Source organism: Corallococcus sp. AB038B, from assembly GCF_003668955.1.
In the GTDB taxonomy this organism is placed as follows: Bacteria; Myxococcota; Myxococcia; order Myxococcales; family Myxococcaceae; genus Corallococcus; species Corallococcus exiguus.
On the sequence record NZ_RAWO01000001.1, the window covers coordinates 2,340,858 to 2,359,100 of the forward strand.

Genomic DNA, 18,243 nt, shown 5'->3' on the forward strand with positions numbered 1-18,243 from the left:
GGGCGTCATCCCCACGTTGAGGCATGAATGGCCGTCCGGGCACTGGACGCTCCGGGCGCAAGAAAGGTGGAAGGCACGATGGCTTACGGAAAGGCTGAGGATCCCGCGCGCTCCATCACCCCGCATCTGGATGGGGTGGAGTACCCGGCGACGCGCGAGGAACTCGTCGAGGCCGCCGCGGACAGCGAGGCCCCGGTCGACATCATCAACATCCTCAAGTCCCTGCCGCAGGAGGAGTACATGTTGCGCGACCACGTGCTGCGCGACCTGGCGGAGGCCGAGCGCCGCTTCGCGATGAACGGCCTCAAGGATGACGATGGCGTGGACCGCGACCGGCGCAACATCGGGCGCGACCGCATCGAGGGTGCCTCCGAGGGCGAGACGCGCCACCCCTAGTGTCGCCCACGCGCTGACACTCCACACAAGGACGTTGCAAGACGCTCGCGGGCGCCCTGGCTTTCTGCCAGCGTTCGCGAGCGCATGCGTACGGGCCTCTTGTGGAGCTGTCTGCTGCTGTCGCTGGCTGCCGGGTGCACGTCCCGGTATCCGCCGCTCAACCCCGCGCCGGGGCTGCCGCCGCCGGTGCGTCTGGACTTCAAGCCGCCCGTGGATCGCCTCCTCACCGAATCCGTGCGCGCCACCCGCACCCTCCAGCGCGAGGGTCAGCGGGAAGTGCGCGACGAGGCGGCCTTCACCACCGAGACGCGCTTCACCCCCTCCGACGGCGGCTGGCGCGTGGCCCAATCCATGCGCACCCCGCGACAGGTGCATGACGGGCACGACGTGCCGTCCGTGTCCGGCGCCGTGCTGGAGCGCTTCACGCTGCGCATGCAACTGGCGGCGGACGGCACCTTCGTGAAGCTGGTGGGCCCGGAGGCCGCGCAGGAGGCGCTGCGGCAGGTGGCGCCGGAAGGCACCGGCGTGCCGGAGGTGGAGCGCTTCTTCAATCCGGAGGCGCTGGAGATCCGCACGCGCCGCGAGTGGGAGGCGAAGTACGCGGGGCTGCTCCAGCGCAACCTGGTGGAGGGACAGCGCACCTGGGCGGTGGACTCCGTGGACGTGAACGGCGAGGAGCGCGCCTTCCTGCTGGAGCGCACAGTGGAGGGCACGCGGCTCACGACGTTCGGCGACGCGGTGGTGCTGACGCTGAAGTGCCTGGACGCGCTGCCTCCCAACGCCCCGGCGGAGCTGAAGGCCGCGTGGGCGGAGGCCGGTTCGCCCGAGCTTTCGAAGGGCGTGACGTGTGAAGGCGAGCAGGTGGTGACGTGGGCCCGGTTCATCCCGGTGCGCCGCCTGCTGAAGGTGAAGGCGGTGGGGGCGGGCGGCACGCTGACGCTCACCACCGAGTCCCAGGCGGAACAGCTCCAGGAGGAAGGGCCATGAGCCACGACGAGTACCTCATCGAGGATGACGCGGGTGTGAAGCGCGTGGTGCAGGAATCCATGCGCGTGGCGGTGCTGGGCATCAAGACGGAGGACCACTCCGCCCAGCCCGCGTACTACGTGCCGGAGTACCTGGCGAAGGCGGGCGTGGACGTGGTGCCGGTGCCCGTCTACTACCCGGACGCGAAGGTCATCCTGGGCAAGCCGGTGTACCGGAAGCTGGTGGACATCCCGGGCGACATCGACCTGGTGGATGTGTTCCGCAGGCCCGGCGACATCGACCAGCACGTGGACGACATCATCGCGAAGAAGCCCAAGGCGGTGTGGTTCCAGTCCGGCATCCGCAACGACGCCGCGGCGAAGAAGCTGGCCGCCGCCGGCATCCGCGTGGTGCAGGACCGCTGCCTGATGGTGGACCACCGCCGCTACAGCGGGCGCTGACGGCTGGAAAGACAACGGCCCTCCGCACCCCGAAGGGCACGGAGGGCCGCGTGGCCGCACGTGGAGGTCGTCGGCCTTTGTCAGCTTTAGAAGTTGCCGGAGATGACCTTGGGCAGGGCCTTCTGCAGGTCCGGCAGCGGGCCAATCTTCCGGGTGTCATTGGCCTGCGCCGTGCCGTTGTTGACGAACAGGCCGCGCATCTGCGCGGACGTCAGCAGCCGGCCGTTGGCCTTCGCCACGCCCTGGGCGCTGACGGCGGCTCCCACGACGATGGGCGACGCGCTGGAGGTGCCGCTGAAGGTGGACGTGTAGTACTGGTCCTCGCCGTAGCCGCTGCCGAAGCGGTCGCCGTAGCCGGTGGTGACGACCTGCTCACCCCAGGCGTGCACGTTCACGCGCTGGCCGAAGTTGGTCCAGCACATGGGCACGCGCGTGGTGGCGGTGCTGGCGCCCACCAGGATGGCGCCCGAGTCACGCGTGGCCGGGTTGAACCGGCCGCCGTAGGCCGCCGCGTCCAGGTTCGCGCTGCCGTTGCCCGCCGCCTCCACCACGACGACGCCGTTGGCGGTGGCGGTGCGGATGGCGTCGTAGTTGTCCTGCCAGTACTCCATCGCGATGTAGTTGCACTGGGACGTGTTGCACGTGCAGGCCGTGCCGTCCGCGGGGCCGCCCGCGTGCAGCTCAATCAGGATGACGCCGCCCGCGCCCACCGCCGCCGCCGCGTTGGTGATGGCGCTCGCGCTGCTCTGCGCGCCAATGGCCTCCACGCCCGGTGACGCCGCGCTGGCGATGCCCGTCACGCCGTAGGCGTTGTTCGCGCCGACGATTTCACCCAGCACCGCGGTGCCGTGGTTGCGCCAGCCCAGGTCGTTGTACTGCGTGCCGCCCACGCGGAAGAACGCGGGGAAGTCCTCGTGCGTGGTGCGCCAGCCACCCTCGATGTCCACGATCTTCACGTTGGTGCCACGGCCGCCCGTCTGCGTCCACGCGTAGGTCGCGTTGATGCCGGAGGGCGCCGCGTTGAGATAGCCCTGGTTGGCCTGGTACAGCGGCGTGGTGGGCGGCAGGTCCGCCGCGGACAGCAGCGTGCGCAGCCCCGCCTCCATGGCGAAGTTCACCATCGCCGGCTCCGGGGGCGGCGCCGCGTAGGCCGTCTCCACGCTGCCCACGCGGTTGAGCGCCACCACCAGGTCCGCCACGGTGTCCGCGGTGGTGCCGGGCAGCAGCGGTACTTCGAAGTACAGGTTCAGGTCCGCCAGTTGCTCGCCGCTCGACTTCTCACCGGACAGCTTGCTCGCGTCCAGCGCGGCCTCTTCCGCCTGGAACACCCGCTCCAGCACACCGATGCGCGGCGCGCGCTCCAACAGCGCCACCACCTCCGCCAGGTCCGCGTCCACGCGCGCGGAGTCCAGGCGCAGGCCGGACAGCAGCTCACGCTCGCCCGCGCTGCGCTCGGAGGACAGGGCGCGCAGCGCGTTGTCGCGCAGGCGCACGTGGCTGCCCTCATGGAACTTCACCACCAGCCGCTCCACGAACGTGCCCGCGGGCAGCTCCCGCCCCGTGGGCTTCGCCATGAGAGCGCGCGGCGCCAGCGAGGGGGCAGCGACAGCAGCGGGGGCCAACGCCAGCAGGGACACAGCCATGACCGCGCCGCGCAGGGGGCGCTGGGACAGCGTCGACTTCAGCATGGACTTCCTCCGGGATGGACAGCATCCCCACCATGCCACGCCGGTCTGTCATTCAAATCTGACTATTCTGTTATTTCTATCCTGGTGGTTTATTCGGCCCTCATTGAACCGGGCGGGCGTGCGGAGGTGTTCAGGTGGTTCCCTCGAAGGGAACGGGGGGCCGGGCCAGGGCGCGCTCCGCGGACAGCCGGGCCTGATCCAGGGCGTCGAAGCCTCGCTCCAGCGTGGCGGGTGTCACCGGCGGCAGGTTGGAGACGACGACATAGACGGGCACGTTGCGCGTCTGGAGGACGGTGAGCTGGAGGCGGAAGTGGTCTCGCCGGAGCGCGGCGGATCCGGCGGCCAGACCCTGCGGATAGGCCATGGGGCCGCCCACCACCTTGCCCGTCCGGCTGGGCAGGAAGTGCACGAGGATGGCGTCCAGGTCCTTGCCGATGCTGCTTTCCTGGAGGGACAGCGCCGGCGCCTTGTCCACGAGCCCGCCGTCCCAGAACAGCTGGCCGTCCAGCGGCACCGCGCGGAAGAGGCCCGGGTATGCGCAGGTGGCGTGGACGCGCGGGGCCAGCTCCCCGGTGGTGAACACCTGGTGCGAGCCGTGGGTGAGGTTGGCTGCGGTGAGCAGCAGCGGGTGCGGCAGGTCCTCGAAGGTGGACACCGGCAGCGTGTCCTCCAGCAGGCGCCGGAAGCGCTCGCCTTTGAGCAGGCCCGTGAAGCCGTGCCCCCGCGACGCCACGTTCATCACCGCGCCAATGGGGTCCGGGTCCCAGAAGTTGGCCCGCGTCTGGCGCAGCACCAGCTCCTCCAGCGCCGTCATGGGCATGCCCGCCGCCGCGTACGCCGCCACCATCCCGCCTGAGGAAGTGCCCGCGTACGCGTGCGGCTTCAGTCCGGAGGCGTGCAGCCCCTTCAGGAATCCCGCGTGGCCATAGAAGCCGAAGTAGCCCGCGGAGAGGACCAGCCCGAACCGCTTGCCTTCGAGCAGGGAGTGCAGCGTGGAAGAGGGAGCCATTCCGGATTTTTACGGGATGGGTGTGCCTCAAGGCAACGCAATGCGTTGGCGGGGCCATTGTGGTTGGGGGCCTGAATCGATATATGTTGATGGCTCGATATGGACGTCCTCTCCCAATCCTTCCGTGTCCTGGGGGACACGACGCGGCTGCGCATCCTGCGGTTGGTGGCGCAGGCGCCGCTGAACGTGACGGAGCTCGTGTCGCTGGTGGGGGTGGCCCAGTCGTCGGTGTCGCACCACCTGTCGAAGTTGAAGGGGCTGGGGCTCATCCGCGAGGAGCGGCAGGCGGGCTTCACCTACTACTCGCTGGCGCTGGAGTCGGATGACTCGCGCTGGCCGCTCGTCCGGCTGGCTCGCGAGGCGGAGGACGCCGCGGGAGACTCCGCGCGGCTCAACGACCTGCTGCGCGCGCGGGAGGACCGGCAGGCGCTCAACGAGCGGCTGTTGGAGCCCGGCCAGTCGTGGTTCCTCTGGGCGGGAGCGCTGGCGTCGCTGCTGCCGCCGCTGGACGTAGCGGACTTCGGCTGTGGCACGGGCGTGTTCAGCCGGGCCATGGCGCGGTGGGCGCGGCACGTGTGGGCCATCGACCAGAGTGAGGACGCGCTGTCCCAGGCTCGAACTCTGGCCCTCCGTGACGAACTGAAGAACATCACGTTCCTGCGCGAGGACCTGCACCGGCTGTCCCTGGCCGGTGGGCGCATGGACCTGGTGGTGATTTCGCAGAGCCTGCACCACGTGGAGTCGCCCGCGGCGGTGGTGGCGGAGGCCGCGCGGCTGCTCAAGCCGGGCGGCCGGCTGGTGGTGCTGGAGCTGATGCCGCACGAAGAGAAGTGGGTGCTGGAGCGGTTGGGTCACCGGCACCTGGGCTTTTCGCCCGAAGTCCTGGAAGCGGCCCTTCGCGAGGCCGGCTTCACGTCGTTCACCCGCGAGACGCACGCGCGCGACGGGGCCAGTCCCTTCCGCGTCTTCCTGCTGACCGGAGTCAAACCGTCATGACGAGCCACATCGCCCATCCCCTGCCGCTTCCTCCCGGGGAGCACGGCCAGCGCGTGGAAGCGCTCAAGGCCGCGATGCGCGAGCGCATCCTCGTGCTGGACGGCGCCATGGGCACGCTCCTGCAGGGGCACACGCTGGTGGCGGCGGACTTCGGCGGCGCGGAGTACGAGGGCTGCAACGAGCACCTGGTCCTCACCCGCCCGGACGTCATCGAAGGCATCCACGCGAAGTACTTCGCCGCGGGCGCGGACGTGACGGAGACGGACAGCTTCGGCGGCACCCCGGTGGTGCTGGCGGAGTTCGAGCTGGGCCACAAGGCGATGGAGATCAACATCGCCGCGTCCCGCCTGGCGCTGAATGCCGCCAAGGCCGCGGAGGCGAAGGACGGGCGGATGCGCTGGGTGGCGGGCTCCATCGGCCCCACCACCAAGGCCATCAGCGTCACGGGCGGCATCACCTTCGAGGAGCTGGTGGACAACTTCGCCGTGCAGGCCGAAGGGCTCGCGGTGGGGGGCTCCGACTACCTGCTGGTGGAGACGGCGCAGGACACGCGCAACGTGAAGGCGGCGTTGCTGGGAATCGACCGGGCGTTCAAGAAGCTGGGCTGGGCGGTGCCGGTGGCGGTGTCCGGCACGATTGAGCCCATGGGCACGATGCTCGCGGGCCAGTCCGTGGAGAGCCTGGCCACGTCGCTGGAGCACACGGAGTTGCTGTACCTGGGGCTCAACTGCGCCACGGGTCCGGACTTCATGACGGACCACATCCGCTCGCTGTCCTCCATGAGCCCGTTCCCGGTGTCGTGCGTACCCAACGCGGGCCTGCCGGACGAGAACGGCCAGTATCTGGAATCGCCGGAGATGATTGCCCGGTCGCTCCGGCGCTTCTGTGACAGCGGTTGGATCAACGTGGTGGGCGGCTGTTGCGGCACGCACGCGGGCCACATCGAGGCGCTCGCCGCCGCGGTGAAGGGGCTCAAGCCTCGCACGGAAGTGCCCAAGCCGCGCTCGTCGCTGTCCGGTGTGGACTACCTGGAGGTGACGGACGAGCAGCGCCCCATCATCGTGGGCGAGCGCACCAACGTCATCGGCAGCAAGAAGTTCAAGGAGCTCATCGTCGCGGGCCAGTTCGACGACGCGTCGGAGATTGCTCGCGCCCAGGTGCGGCGGGCGGCGCAGGTCATCGACATCTGCCTGGCGAACCCGGACCGGGATGAGCTGGAGGACATGCGCCACTTCCTGGAGGTGGTGGTCAAGAAGGTGCGCGTGCCGCTGATGATCGACTCGACGGACGAGAAGGTCATCGCCATGGCGCTCACGTACTGCCAGGGCAAGGCCATCATCAACTCCGTCAACCTGGAGGACGGCGAGGAGCGCTTCGAGAAGGTCGTCCCCCTGGCGAAGGCCTTCGGCGCGGCGCTGGTGGTGGGCTGCATCGACGAGGTGGGCATGGCCGTCACGCGCGACCGCAAACTCGCCGTGGCCGAGCGCAGCTACGAGCTGCTCACCCAGAAGTACGGCATGCGCCCGGAGGACCTGTACTTCGACCCGCTCGTGTTCCCCTGCGCCTCCGGTGACGCGCAGTACACCGGCAGCGGCGTGGAGACGATTGAGGGCGTGCGCCTCATCAAGCAGCGCTTCCCGCAGTGCCGCACGGTGCTGGGCATCAGCAACGTGTCCTTCGGTCTACCCACCGCGGGCCGCGAGGTGTTGAACTCCGTGTTCCTGTACCACTGCGTGCAGGCGGGCCTGGACATGGCGCTCGTCAACTCGGAGAAGCTGGAGCGCTACCCGTCGCTGCCGGAGGAGGAGCGGAAGCTCTCCGAGGACCTCCTCTACAACCGGAGCGCGGACCCCGTGACGCCCTTCGCGGCGCACTTCCGCGAGCGCAAGCCCGCGCGCGCCCAGGTGAGCACCCTGCCGCTGTTCGAGCGGCTCCAGCGCTACATCATCGAAGGCACGCGCGACGGCCTGACGGCGGACCTGGACCTGGCGATGAAGGAGATGCCCCCGCTGGAGATCATCAACGGGCCGCTGATGAAGGGCATGGACGAGGTGGGCCGGCTCTTCGGCGCCAACGAGCTCATCGTCGCGGAGGTGCTCCAGAGCGCGGAGTCCATGAAGGCGGCGGTGAGCCACCTGGAACCGCACATGAGCCAGACCCAGGCGGCGTCGCGCGGGAAGATTGTCCTCGCGACGGTGAAGGGGGACGTGCACGACATCGGCAAGAACCTGGTGGAGATCATCCTCGCCAACAACGGCTTCCAGGTGGTGAACCTGGGCATCAAGGTCCCGCCCGAGCAGCTGGTGCTGGCGGTGAAGGAACACCGGCCGGACATCCTGGGCCTGTCCGGCCTGCTGGTGAAGAGCGCGCACCAGATGGTGGCCACCGCGGAGGACCTGAAGCGCGCGGGCGTGGAGACGCCCATCCTGGTGGGCGGCGCCGCGCTCAGCCGCAACTTCGTGGACCGCAACATCGCTCCGGCCTACGGCGGTGGCACCGTGGCCTACGCGCAGGACGCGATGAACGGCCTGGAACTGGCGAAGCAGATCGTGGAGCCGGGCGCGCACGCGAAGCTGAGGGATGACCTGGCCGCGCGTCGGTTGAAGCTGGCGCAGGAGGCGAAGGACCGGCCCGCGCCCGCGGCCCCGGTGCGCCGCTCGCGCAGCACGGAGGTGGCGGTGCTGGACTCGGTGCCGCCCGCGCCGGACTTCGCGCGGCACGTGCTCACCAACACGCCGTTGGACCACATCTGGAAGTTCATCAACCCGGTGATGCTCTACGGCCGCCACCTGGGCCTGCGCACGTCGTCGCGCGCGCTGGGCACGCCCGCGGAAGCGGAGCTGGCCAAGACGGAAGAGGGCCGCAAGGCGCTGGCGCTGAAGGAGGCGGTGGAGGAGCTGAAGGCGCTCTTGCGCGGCGGCGTGATGCAGGCGCGCTCGGTGTTCCAGTTCTTCAAGGCGGCCAGCGACGGCGACCGCGTGCTGCTCTTCGATGGCACGACGGGCGAGCCGGTGACGTCCTTCGACTTCCCCCGGCAGGACAAGGACAACGGCCTGTGCCTGGCGGACTACGTGAAGCCGCTGGAGAACGGCAAGCCGGTGGACGCGCTCTCGCTGTTCGTCACCACCGCGGGCTCGGGCATCCGCGAGCTGTCCGAAGGCTTCAAGGCCAAGGGCGAGTTCCTCAAGATGCACGCGGTGCAGGCGCTGGCGCTGGAGACCGCGGAGGGTTACGCGGAGCTGCTGCACACGCAGCTGCGCAGCATGTGGGGCTTCCCGGACCGCGCGGACATGACGATGCTGGAGCGCTTCCGAGCGGAGTACACCGGCAAGCGCTACTCGTTCGGCTACCCGGCGTGCCCGCGCCTGGAGGACCAGACGAAGCTGTTCGCCGCGCTCAAGCCGGAGGAGATCGGCGTTCAGCTCACCGACGGCTGCATGATGGAGCCCGAGGCGAGCGTGTCCGCCATCGTCTTCCACCACCCGGGCGCCACGTACTTCTCGGTGACTTGATGCGTCGCGGGCCCGAAGGTCGGGCCCGGGCGACGCGGAAGGGATAGATTGCCCCCCATGCCTTCGCCCACCATCCGTCGCGCCGTCCAGCTCCTGCCCGCGTGTGCCACGACGGGCATCGGCAGCCTGCCGCACACCCAGGTGGAACTGGGTCTGCAGGCCGCGCTCGCCATGGACATCCCGTTCCTGCCGCAGCTACCGGTGGGCCATCCCTCCGAGCTGATGATCCCCGCCGCGCTGGAGGGCCTGCCGGGCCTGCGCTTCGACGAGGACGGCGTCTGCACGGTGGACGTGGAGGGGTGGAACGCGGGGCGCGAGGCCTTCGAGAAGCGGCTGGAGGCGGCGCTCGCCTCCGGGAACCTGGAGTCCTTCGAGCCCACGGCGGACGCGTGCCGCGCATGGAAGCCGTTCCTCTGGGAGGTGGAGCACCGCAAGCTCGCGTTCGCGAAGGCGCAGCTGTCCGGTCCCTTCACGGTGCGCTCCGTGGTGCGCACCGCGACGGGTGAGCCGGTGCTGGCGGTGCCGGGCCTGGACGCGGCGCTGTACCGGCTGGTGATGGTGCGCGCGCTGGCCATGGTGCGCGCCCTCAAGCGCACGGGCACCACGCCCCTGTTCTACCTGGACGAGCCCGGCCTCTACGCCTACGTGCGGATGAACCCGCAGCACCTGTTGGCGCAGCAGGAGCTGAGGCTGCTGGTGGTGGCGTTGCAGCGCGAGGGCGCGCTCGTGGGCATCCACTGCTGCGGCAACACCGACTGGGGCGTACTGCTGGACGCGCAGGCGGACCTGGTGTCGCTGGACGTGCGGCTGTCGCTGGACGCGATGCTGGAGGAGACGGACGCGCTGAAGCGCTTCCTGGACTCCGGCGCCACGCTGAGCCTGGGCGTCATCCCCACGGACCTGGCGTCCACGTATTCGGTGGAGGAGCTGTCGGACTCGGTGGAGGCGTCGTTGAAGGCGGCGCTGCCCAACGACATCGGCTTCGCGCGCGCGCTGTCCACGGTGCTGCTGACGCCCGCATGCGGCCTGGCGATGCGCTCGGTGATGGACGCCGAGCGCATCCTGGAGGAGCTGAAGCAGGCCCAGCGCCGGCTGAAGCGGGCGCTGGAGTCCGAGCGCCCGTCCCTCCAGGGGATGCCGCCCGCGCACTGACTCGCGGGCGGCCCTGGCGGCTGACTACTGCCGGCCGAGCCGCAGCTCGCGTTCAGCCTGGTGCCAGTCGTGTTCGGGGTTGCCGTGCGTGCCGCCCCGGGCCTGGAAGATTTCGTAGGCACGGCGGGCAATCTGCTCCTGCGTGAGCGCGGCGGTCTTGCTCGTGGGCGCGCTCGCCGTGGCCACCGGCTTCTTGTCCTCGGTCCGCTCCGGCGCGGCCTTGGGGGCCGGGTTCGGTTGCGACTTCTGCGCGTTCTGACGGGCCATGGGGCTTCCTCCTGGAAAAGGCGGCCTGAAGCTTCGGACGCGCTCCTGCATCACGGAAGAGACCCAAGTCGTGTGGGGTTGCCGGAGCGACACCTCAGGTCGCGAAGTGTTGAGGGACCAACGGGCCATTCCGCGCGGAAAATCCATCAGCGGAATAGGCCCGGACGTGCGGTCCTGGAGCTGAAGCCCACCAGGCGCTTCAGCGCCCGGCCGCCTTCCGGGCAGTGCGGCCCGCCGTCTTCTTCTTCGCGGGCTCGGCGGGTGCCGCATCGCCGCCCATCACGCCATGCCCCAACGCCGCGTCGAGCGCGCGCTGCATCGCGGTGCTCATGCCCAGCGCCTCCGCTTCCTGCGGCGTGCACCAGCGCAGCTCCTGGAACGCGGCGGACTTCGTGGGGCGCTTGTCGCCCGTCACGCGCAACAGCCGCAGCGTGAGGTCGCGGTGGGTGAGCTGCCGGCGCACGCTGTCCATCGTGCCCACCAGCGTGAGCGGCGCGCCCAGTGCTGTCGCCAGCCGCTCCGTCGCCTCCGCTTCGGACGTGTCCTCCTCCACCTCCACGGCGGGCAGTTCCCACAGGCCGCCGAAGAGGCCCTTGTCCGCGCGACGTGCGAAGAGGAGCGAGCCCGCGTGCGGCCACACGGCCAGCGCCAGGAACAGCTTGCGCGGCGCGGCGCGCACCTTGGCCGGCGGCAGCTCGTCCACGCGGCCCTTCTTGAACGCGATGCACCCGTCGCGCACGGGGCACAACAAGCACAGCGGTGACTCCGGGCGGCACACCGTGGCGCCGTGCTCCATCAGCGCCTGGTTGAAGTCTCCGGGCCGCTCGCCCTTCACCAGCGCGGAGGCCAGCGCCCAGAGCGTGGCCTCGCGGTCGCGGTCTCCGGGCAGGCCTTCCACCTCGAAGAGGCGCGACAGCACGCGGGCCACGTTGCCGTCCACGATGGGCGCTTCCTCGCCAAAGGCGATGGAGGCCACGGCCCCGGAGGTGTAGCGGCCGAAGCCGGGCAGGGAGAGCAGCTCCTCCGCCTTGGACGGGAGCTTCCCGCCGAAGCGCTCCACCACCTCCTGCGCCGCGCGGTGCAGGTTGCGCGCGCGCGAGTAGTAGCCCAGCCCCTTCCACCCGGAGAGCACGTCGTCCAGGGGCGCGGAGGCCAGGGCCTTCACCGTGGGAAAGCGTGTGAGGAAACGCTCCCAGTACGGGATGACCGTGGCCACCTGTGTCTGCTGGAGCATGACCTCGCTGAGCCAGATGGCGTACGGGTCGCGCGTGCGGCGCCAGGGCAGGTCGCGCTTGTTCCGGTCGTACCAGGAGAGCAGCGGGCCGTGGAGGGCGGCGTGGCGTTCAGGGGAGACGGGGGCGGGGAGTGCCCCGGTGTCGGTGCGCTTGCGTGGGCTCATGTGATTCTTCGCGGGGGCGGCGCGGCACCATACCCGTACGGTCGGGTGCACCCGTCGTTTTTACCGACGGCATGGGGCGGTTGTCCGGCCGCCCGTCCCTCTTCTGGCGGGGCGGGCGATCGTCTATAGGATGCCCGCGTCCATGGCCCGCCCTCCCATCACCAACGACTTCTCCTGGTCCAAGAGCCGCCACGAGAAGTTCTCCGAGTGTCTCCGGGCCTACTACCTCTACTACTACCGCTCCTGGGGCGGCTGGGAGGCGGAGGCGGCCAAGGACGTGCGCGAGCTCTACGTCCTCAAGAAGCTGCACAACCGCTACACCTGGGCGGGCAGCATCGTGCACGAGGCCCTCAAGGACGTGCTGCTGGACTGGCGCGCCGGCCGTGACGTGGACCCCGCGAAGGTGGAGGCGCGCACGCACAAGCTGATGCAGGACGACTTCCGGCACTCGCGCTCCAAGGCCTACTGGACGACGAAGTACCGCAAGCCCTTCACCGGCCTTTCAGAGCACGAGTACGGGGAGGACATCCCCAACGAGTCCTGGAAGCAGAACTTCGAAACGGTGCGCTCCGCGCTCGCGTGGTTCTTCCAGTCGCGCTGGCCCACGGTGGCCAAGGGGCTCAAGCCCGCGCAGTGGCTGGAGGTGGACGCGGGCTTCGACTTCGCCCACTTCGTCATGGACGGCGTGAAGACCTTCGCCATCCCGGACTTCGCCTACGTGGACGCCGAAGGCTCCGTCGTCGTCGTGGACTGGAAGACGGGCCGCTCGCGCGAGGGCTACGACGAGCAGGTGCTGGGCTACGCGCTCTACATCGCGCAGCGCTACCGCTACCCGCTGGAGAAGGTGCGCGCGTCGCTCGTGTACCTCAACGAGGGACTGGAGCACGACGTGACGGTGGATCCGTCCGCCATGGACTCCTTCCGCCAGCACTTCGCCCGGAGCGTGGACGGGATGCGCGCGCTGCTCAAGGACGTCGCCACCAACACGCCGAAGGACTCAGAGGCCTTCCCGCAGACGGGGAACCTGGACGCCTGCGCCCGCTGTGTCTTCCGCCGTCCGTGCGGCCGGGAGCCCGCGGTGACGCAGGCCCGGCCCCGAGTCGCCTGAAGCGCGCTACCGCGTGGAAGCGAGCCGGCGCACCACCACACCCGCGGCGTTCATGCCGAAGGCGGAGGTGACGAACGCCACGCTGCCGTCAATCTGCGTGCGGTGGTCGCAGGTGTGGAATTCGTTGTCCTGCGGGCAGACGCACAGGAAGCCGTCGGTCGCGTCGTCGTAGTTGAGCGGCACCGGCTGCCGGCGCGTCTCGATGGAGTACACGGCGGTGATGCCCGTGTGGCGCTCCGTCTCCACGCCGTACTTGCGCTTGAGCAGCTTGCGGATGTCCTTGGCGAACGGGTCCATGTGCGTCTCGCTCAGGTCCTCCACGCGGATGGCCGTGGGGTCCAGGCGTCCCGCCGCGCCCATGGAGCTGACCACCGGCAGGCCCAGCGTCACGCACCGGTGCAGCAGGTGCAGCTTCGCCTTCACGTTGTCGATGGCGTCCACCACGAAGTCGTACTTGCCCGCGGGCAGCAGCGTCTCCGCCAGCTCCTCGCGGTAGAACTCGCGCAGGGCCTCCACCTTCGCCTGCGGGTTGATCTCCTGGCAGCGCTGGGCCATCAGCTCCGCCTTCGACTTGCCCACCGACTTCACCGTCGCGTGCAGCTGGCGGTTGGTGTTGGTGACGCACACGTCGTCATGGTCCACCAGCGTGAGGCGGCCCACGCCGCTGCGCACCAGGCCCTCCGCGGTGAAGCTGCCCACGCCGCCCAGGCCGAACACCACCACGTGCGCGTTGGCCAGCCGCTCCATGGCGTTGTCGCCCAGCAGGCGTGCCGTGCGGTCGAAGCGGCGCGACAGCTTGAAGGGCTTCGCCAGCGACGCTTCCGGCGCGACGGCGTTCGAAGCGACCGGGGAGGCGGGGGGAGCCTCGGTCTCGGCGGTGGGGGCGGGGGCGGGCTGCGGGTTCATGAAGGGCTCCTCTATCACGCGACGCTCGCCTACCGCGAAGGGGAGGGGAAAGCTTCCCGGAACAGGCGCCGGGCATTCTCGGTCGTCCGCTGGGCGAGCGCCTCCACCGGCTCCCCCAGCACGTGCGCCATGCCCGCGAGGATGTGGGGCAGGTAGCCGGGTTCGGAGCGCTGCCCCCGGAAGGGCGTGGGCGCCTGGTCCGGCGAGTCCGTCTCCGCCACCAGCCGGTCCGCCGGAATCACGCGCAGGGCGTCCAGCGGCTTGCGCGCCTCCGCCCACGTCACCGGGCCCGCGAAGGAGAAGTGACAGCCCTTCTGGATGTAGAAGCGCGCCAGCTCCGCGCCGCCGCTGTAGCTGTGCATCAGGATGCCGGCCTCCGGCCAGGCTTCCGCCTTCAGGAACTCCATCATCGCCGGGTGCAGCCGGTGGCAGTGCATCAGCACCGGCAGCCCGTACTTGCGCGCCAGGGCCAGGTGTCCGCGCAGCACCGCCAGCTGCCGCTCCAGCGGGGCGCCGGGGAGGGACGGGCCATCCAGGCCGCACTCGCCCACCGCCACCGCGCCGCCTTGCGACAGCAGCGCGTCCAACCGCTCCAGGTGCGCGCCGTCATCCTCCGCTGGCAGGTCCGGCAGGAACTGGGGATGGATGCCCAGCCCCACCTGGATGCGCGCGTCCTTTCGCGGCAGCGCGAGCAAGGGCTCCCACGTGTCCGGGCCCACCGCCGGAATGAGGATGCCGTGCAGGCCCGCGGCCCAGGCGCGCGCGACAACGCTGTCGCGGTCCGGGTCGAAGCGCGAGGCGTCCAGATGGCAGTGCGTGTCGATCATTGAGCACCCTTCTTCTCAATCCAGTTCAATCACTGACAGCCTCGGATGCCATGCCCTTCAAGGCCTGCCGGCACCCGTGAACGCGAAGCTAAGACGCGCCCCCTGACTTTGGTGCATCGCGACCTGGGAGGCGTGGAAATGATCAAGCGAGTGGTGTTGGGGGCGTTGTTCGGTGCGCTGACGGTGTTGGGGACGGGCTGTGGCGACGAGTGCGTCGATCAGTTCGACTGCCGTGACAATGGCGCCCCTCCGTTGGGCCAGGAGTGGGTCTGCAACGCGGACAACAAGTGCGAGCTGCAGAACCTCGTGCTCCCGCCGGAAGAGGACGCGGGCACGGAGGTTGATGCGGGCACGGAGGTCGACGCGGGCACGGGGGTCGATGCCGGCACGGAAGTCGACGCGGGCACTGAGGTCGACGCCGGGACGGAAGTCGACGCCGGCACCGACGCGGGGATGAACGTGGCCAAGGGCGGCGCGTGCACCGCGTCCGCGGAGTGCATGGCCGGCCTGCGCTGCGAGGCCGCCACCTGCCAGTCGCTCCTCATCGCCGTGACGGGCAACGACGGCGGCACGCGCGCGCTGGTGACGGAATACGACGTGCCGGGAATGACGTCGCTCAGCGCCGACGGTGTCGCCAGCGCCTACCCGCGCTTCGGCCCGGACGGCGCACAGGTGGCCTTCGTGCAGGGCGACGTCACCGCCGCAGCGGGTGAGCTCGCGGTGCGCCCGGTGCCGCTCACGGCCGCCGCGCCCACCGTGCTGACCACGGGCACGGCCTCCAGCAGCACGCGCATCCGCTACATGGAGTGGGAGCCGGGCAACCTCATCACCTGGGTGCGCGGCAGCACGGGCATCTCCACCATCGCGGCGACGGGCGGCTCGCCCACGCAGGCCACCGTCAACGGCACCTTCCCGGACCTGGCGCCCAACGGCACGGACTACGCCTACAGCGCCGCGGGCAACGGCATCTACGTCTCCACGGGCGGCGGCGTGCCGGCTCCGCTGGCGGGTTCGCCTACCTCGGGCGAGCAGCCGCACTACAACCGCACCACCTCGCAGCTGCTCTTCCTGGCCAACCCGGACAACCTCACCGTGACCTTCGGCACGGACACCACCCCGGTGCTGCGGCTGTACTCGCTGCCGGTGACGGGAGGCGGTACCCCGGCGCTGCTCGCCGACAGGACCTCCGAGAACGCGACGGGCGGCACCGTGGACTCGTACATCGCGAACCCGAACTGGTCGCCGGATGGCAGCTGGGTGGCGTACGTGCGCGCCTACTACCAGAACATCAGTGGCGCGGCCACGCTGTGCGGCAACACCGGCGCGACGCTGTGCGGGACCACGCCGGGCAACGTCATCTTCCTGCAGCGCGTGAACACCACCACGGGCGCGGCGGACGGCGCCCCGGTGAAGCTCGCCGACAACGCCACGCTGCCGTCGTTCTCCCCGGACGGCCAGCTCGTGGCCTACGTCTTCGGCGGAGCGCTCTACGTGCAGCCCATCGCCCCGGCCACCGGCCAGCCCACCGGCACCCTCATCCAGCACCCGAAGGACACGTACACGGTGCTGACCAACGAGGGTGACGACTACCGCCCGCGCTGGCAGCCCCGCTAGTCCCAGGCACCCAGAGCCCCGCGCTCCGGGGTTTTCCGGCCCGTGTTCCCGGTTTTACGAGGGAGCACGGGCCTTCGTGTTTCAGGTGCGAAGCGCGCAGCACACCTGGCGCGAAGTGACGAACGCGGGCAGTCCAGGGTCCGGATGAACCCCGAGCGGCTCCATTACCCCGTCCAACGGATCCAGGTTCCGGGACGAAAAGAAGGGGAGAAGGACTCCACCCGCGCTCACGCGAAACGCGGCACCTGGTGGAGAAAGGCTGACAGCCGTGTCGCGACAGCTCCGCGCCCGCGCGCTCCGTTTCAGCGGAGCACGGCCTGGGCTTCGTGGGGCCGGGACGCGGGCGTTTCAGCCTTCGACGACGATGCGGCGGCCCAGCGCACGGGTCATCTGCGGGGAGGTGACGAGCTCCAGCACGCCGCTCATCTCTCCGCCCGCGGTGTCGAACGCCGCCGCGATGACCTCGCCGAGGGTGAGCTGGGCCTTCTGGGCCGCCACCCGCGCGCGCTTCGCCGTGCGACGCAGCGCGGGCATCACCCGCCGCCCCTGCCGCCGCACCGTGCCACCCTTCGTCTTGCCTGCGGTCCGCTTCGCCATGGTTCCTCCCGCTACTGCCGATACGCGGGTGAGTACCTCGTCGGTCTGACACCATGCAGGCGAGGTGCCAGGGCTCAGCCTCCCCGTCAGGTCCCTGAATCCAGGGGTTTTCCTCGCGGGTAGCGGGTTTCCGAGGGGCGGACGGGCCTTCCTTTTTTCAGCCCTTCTGGGTCGTTCCTCGTTCTGTCGAGTTTTTCGTTCATCCAGCGCGGTGATTTCCACGCATCGTTCAATGGAGCGCACCGGCCCGAGGCCGTGCGACGACAGGGCTGGGTCGGGTGTCACCCCCTGGCCACAGCCCCTGCGGGCAGGCGACCGCGGTGCGGTTGGGACGCGGCGGGGATTCGCGGTAGAGGGCGGGCGCCCATGCGAGTCCAGGTCCTCTTCCACGACAACTGTTTTGACGGCGCGGCCAGCGCCGCGGTCTTCACCCGCTTCTACCGGGAGCGCGTGCGCGCCGACGCGACATTCAGCTACCGGGGCCTCGCCCACAAGCCGGGGGCGGAGGGCATCGACCCGGCCGTCTTCACGGGCGACGAGAACGTCATCGTCGACTTCCGCTACAGCCAGGACGCGCGGCTCACCTGGTGGTTCGACCACCACGCCTCCGCCTTCCAGCAGCCCGGCGACGAGCCTCACTTCCAGCGCGACACCAGCGGCCGGAAGTTCCACGACCCGCATCGCAAGAGCTGCACGCTGTACCTGGCGGACGTGGCGCGCGAGCGCTTCGGCTGGGACGCGTCCCCGCTGAAGGACCTGCTGCACTGGGCGGAGATCATCGACGGCGCGCAGTTCCCCAGCCCCCAGATGGCGGTGGCGCTGGAGGAGCCCGCGCTGCGCATCATGACGGTGCTGGAGGCGACGAAGGACGACACGCTCATCCCGGAGGTCATCCGGCGCATGCAGACCGACTCGCTGGCGGACATCGCCCGGTCGCCGCTCATCGCCGCCCCGCTGGAGCCGCTGCTCTTCCGGCACCAGCGCAACATCGACCTCGTGCGTGAGAAGGCCCGGTACGAGAACGGCGTCGTGTCCTTCGACCTGGTGGACGAGGGCGTGGACAGCCTCAACAAGTTCATCGCGTACGCGCTCTACCCGGACGCGCGCTACACGCTGTGGGTGGGGAAGGGCGCGTCGCGCGCCAAGGTCTCGCTGGGCTCCAACCCGTGGAAGCCGGAGACGCGCAAGCACGACCTGGCGGCCATCGCCGGCCGCTACGGCGGTGGCGGCCACCCGGTGGTGGCCGCGGCGAGCTTCAAGGCGGACCAGTCCGACAAGGCCCGCGCCGCGTACCAGGAGATTCTCGCGGAGCTGTCCGGCGCGCACTGAGCGCCGGACTTCGCCA

Annotated in this window: 16 protein-coding genes; 9 read left to right on the forward strand and 7 right to left on the reverse strand. The window is 70.1% G+C overall.

Annotation, left to right across the window (positions count from 1 at the left end; translation table 11 throughout):
* Nucleotides 1-78 precede the first annotated feature (78 nt).
* The 3 genes from D7Y04_RS09745 to D7Y04_RS09755 all read left to right on the forward strand — a co-directional run bounded on the left by D7Y04_RS09745 (nucleotide 79) and on the right by D7Y04_RS09755 (nucleotide 1,823).
* Nucleotides 79-396: a DUF2795 domain-containing protein gene (locus D7Y04_RS09745; protein ID WP_120577011.1), complete on the forward strand. Its 318-nt coding sequence runs from the start codon at nucleotides 79-81 to the stop codon at nucleotides 394-396.
* 84 nt (nucleotides 397-480) lie between these two features.
* Nucleotides 481-1,383 carry a hypothetical protein gene (locus D7Y04_RS09750; protein ID WP_120577012.1) on the forward strand — a complete coding sequence of 301 codons (903 nt, stop codon included), beginning with the start codon at nucleotides 481-483 and terminating at the stop codon, nucleotides 1,381-1,383.
* Nucleotides 1,380-1,823 (forward strand): CoA-binding protein, encoded by a 444-nt coding sequence (locus D7Y04_RS09755; RefSeq protein WP_120598095.1) that lies wholly within the window; start codon nucleotides 1,380-1,382, stop codon nucleotides 1,821-1,823. The genes D7Y04_RS09750 and D7Y04_RS09755 overlap by 4 nt, the downstream gene beginning before the upstream one ends.
* Nucleotides 1,824-1,909: 86 nt before the next feature.
* Here D7Y04_RS09755 and D7Y04_RS09760 read toward each other — a convergent pair whose 3' ends face one another.
* Together D7Y04_RS09760 and D7Y04_RS09765 are read right to left on the reverse strand one after the other, a co-directional pair.
* Nucleotides 1,910-3,511 (reverse strand): S8 family peptidase, encoded by a 1,602-nt coding sequence (locus D7Y04_RS09760; protein WP_121759043.1) that lies wholly within the window; start codon nucleotides 3,509-3,511, stop codon nucleotides 1,910-1,912.
* 130 nt (nucleotides 3,512-3,641) lie between these two features.
* On the reverse strand, nucleotides 3,642-4,520 hold the full coding sequence (locus tag D7Y04_RS09765; RefSeq protein ID WP_120598097.1) for a patatin-like phospholipase family protein: 879 nt from the start codon (nucleotides 4,518-4,520) through the stop codon (nucleotides 3,642-3,644).
* A 99-nt stretch (nucleotides 4,521-4,619) separates the two neighbouring features.
* Between D7Y04_RS09765 and D7Y04_RS09770 the strand changes: the two genes are divergently transcribed.
* The 3 genes from D7Y04_RS09770 to D7Y04_RS09780 are packed head-to-tail and all read left to right on the forward strand — an operon-like array spanning nucleotide 4,620 to nucleotide 10,180.
* On the forward strand, nucleotides 4,620-5,516 hold the full coding sequence (locus D7Y04_RS09770; protein ID WP_120577016.1) for a metalloregulator ArsR/SmtB family transcription factor: 897 nt from the start codon (nucleotides 4,620-4,622) through the stop codon (nucleotides 5,514-5,516).
* Nucleotides 5,513-9,028 carry a methionine synthase gene (gene metH / locus D7Y04_RS09775; RefSeq protein WP_121759044.1) on the forward strand — a complete coding sequence of 1,172 codons (3,516 nt, stop codon included), beginning with the start codon at nucleotides 5,513-5,515 and terminating at the stop codon, nucleotides 9,026-9,028. The genes D7Y04_RS09770 and metH overlap by 4 nt, the downstream gene beginning before the upstream one ends.
* Nucleotides 9,029-9,085: 57 nt before the next feature.
* Nucleotides 9,086-10,180: a hypothetical protein gene (locus D7Y04_RS09780; protein WP_121759045.1), complete on the forward strand. Its 1,095-nt coding sequence runs from the start codon at nucleotides 9,086-9,088 to the stop codon at nucleotides 10,178-10,180.
* Nucleotides 10,181-10,204: 24 nt separating this feature from the next.
* Here the strand turns inward: D7Y04_RS09780 and D7Y04_RS09785 are convergent, their stop codons facing one another.
* Nucleotides 10,205-10,447, reverse strand: a complete 243-nt coding sequence (locus D7Y04_RS09785; protein WP_120598101.1) for a DUF2934 domain-containing protein — start codon at nucleotides 10,445-10,447, stop codon at nucleotides 10,205-10,207.
* 199 nt (nucleotides 10,448-10,646) lie between these two features.
* The gene (gene mutY, locus D7Y04_RS09790) at nucleotides 10,647-11,846 is read right to left on the reverse strand and encodes an A/G-specific adenine glycosylase (protein WP_121759046.1); all 1,200 of its coding nucleotides are present in this window, start codon (nucleotides 11,844-11,846) and stop codon (nucleotides 10,647-10,649) included.
* 142 nt (nucleotides 11,847-11,988) lie between these two features.
* Here mutY and D7Y04_RS09795 point away from each other — a divergent pair, with 142 nt between their 5' ends.
* Nucleotides 11,989-12,954, forward strand: a complete 966-nt coding sequence (locus D7Y04_RS09795; protein WP_370457091.1) for a PD-(D/E)XK nuclease family protein — start codon at nucleotides 11,989-11,991, stop codon at nucleotides 12,952-12,954.
* 6 nt (nucleotides 12,955-12,960) lie between these two features.
* Here the strand turns inward: D7Y04_RS09795 and D7Y04_RS09800 are convergent, their stop codons facing one another.
* Together D7Y04_RS09800 and D7Y04_RS09805 are read right to left on the reverse strand one after the other, a co-directional pair.
* Nucleotides 12,961-13,860, reverse strand: a complete 900-nt coding sequence (locus D7Y04_RS09800) for a ThiF family adenylyltransferase (protein WP_121759047.1) — start codon at nucleotides 13,858-13,860, stop codon at nucleotides 12,961-12,963.
* A gap of 29 nt (nucleotides 13,861-13,889) precedes the next feature.
* Nucleotides 13,890-14,687 (reverse strand): TatD family hydrolase, encoded by a 798-nt coding sequence (locus tag D7Y04_RS09805; protein ID WP_121759048.1) that lies wholly within the window; start codon nucleotides 14,685-14,687, stop codon nucleotides 13,890-13,892.
* A gap of 138 nt (nucleotides 14,688-14,825) precedes the next feature.
* On the opposite strand from D7Y04_RS09805, the gene D7Y04_RS09810 reads away from it, so the two are divergent.
* A complete protein-coding gene (locus tag D7Y04_RS09810) occupies nucleotides 14,826-16,301 on the forward strand; it encodes a PD40 domain-containing protein (RefSeq protein ID WP_121759049.1) in 1,476 nt (491 codons plus the stop codon).
* 348 nt (nucleotides 16,302-16,649) lie between these two features.
* On the opposite strand, the gene D7Y04_RS09815 is transcribed toward D7Y04_RS09810, so the two are convergent.
* The gene (locus tag D7Y04_RS09815) at nucleotides 16,650-16,898 is read right to left on the reverse strand and encodes a hypothetical protein (RefSeq protein ID WP_120577024.1); all 249 of its coding nucleotides are present in this window, start codon (nucleotides 16,896-16,898) and stop codon (nucleotides 16,650-16,652) included.
* A 366-nt stretch (nucleotides 16,899-17,264) separates the two neighbouring features.
* Between D7Y04_RS09815 and D7Y04_RS09820 the strand changes: the two genes are divergently transcribed.
* Nucleotides 17,265-18,227, forward strand: a complete 963-nt coding sequence (locus D7Y04_RS09820; RefSeq protein ID WP_120595442.1) for a hypothetical protein — start codon at nucleotides 17,265-17,267, stop codon at nucleotides 18,225-18,227.
* The last annotated feature ends 16 nt before the right edge of the window (nucleotides 18,228-18,243 follow it).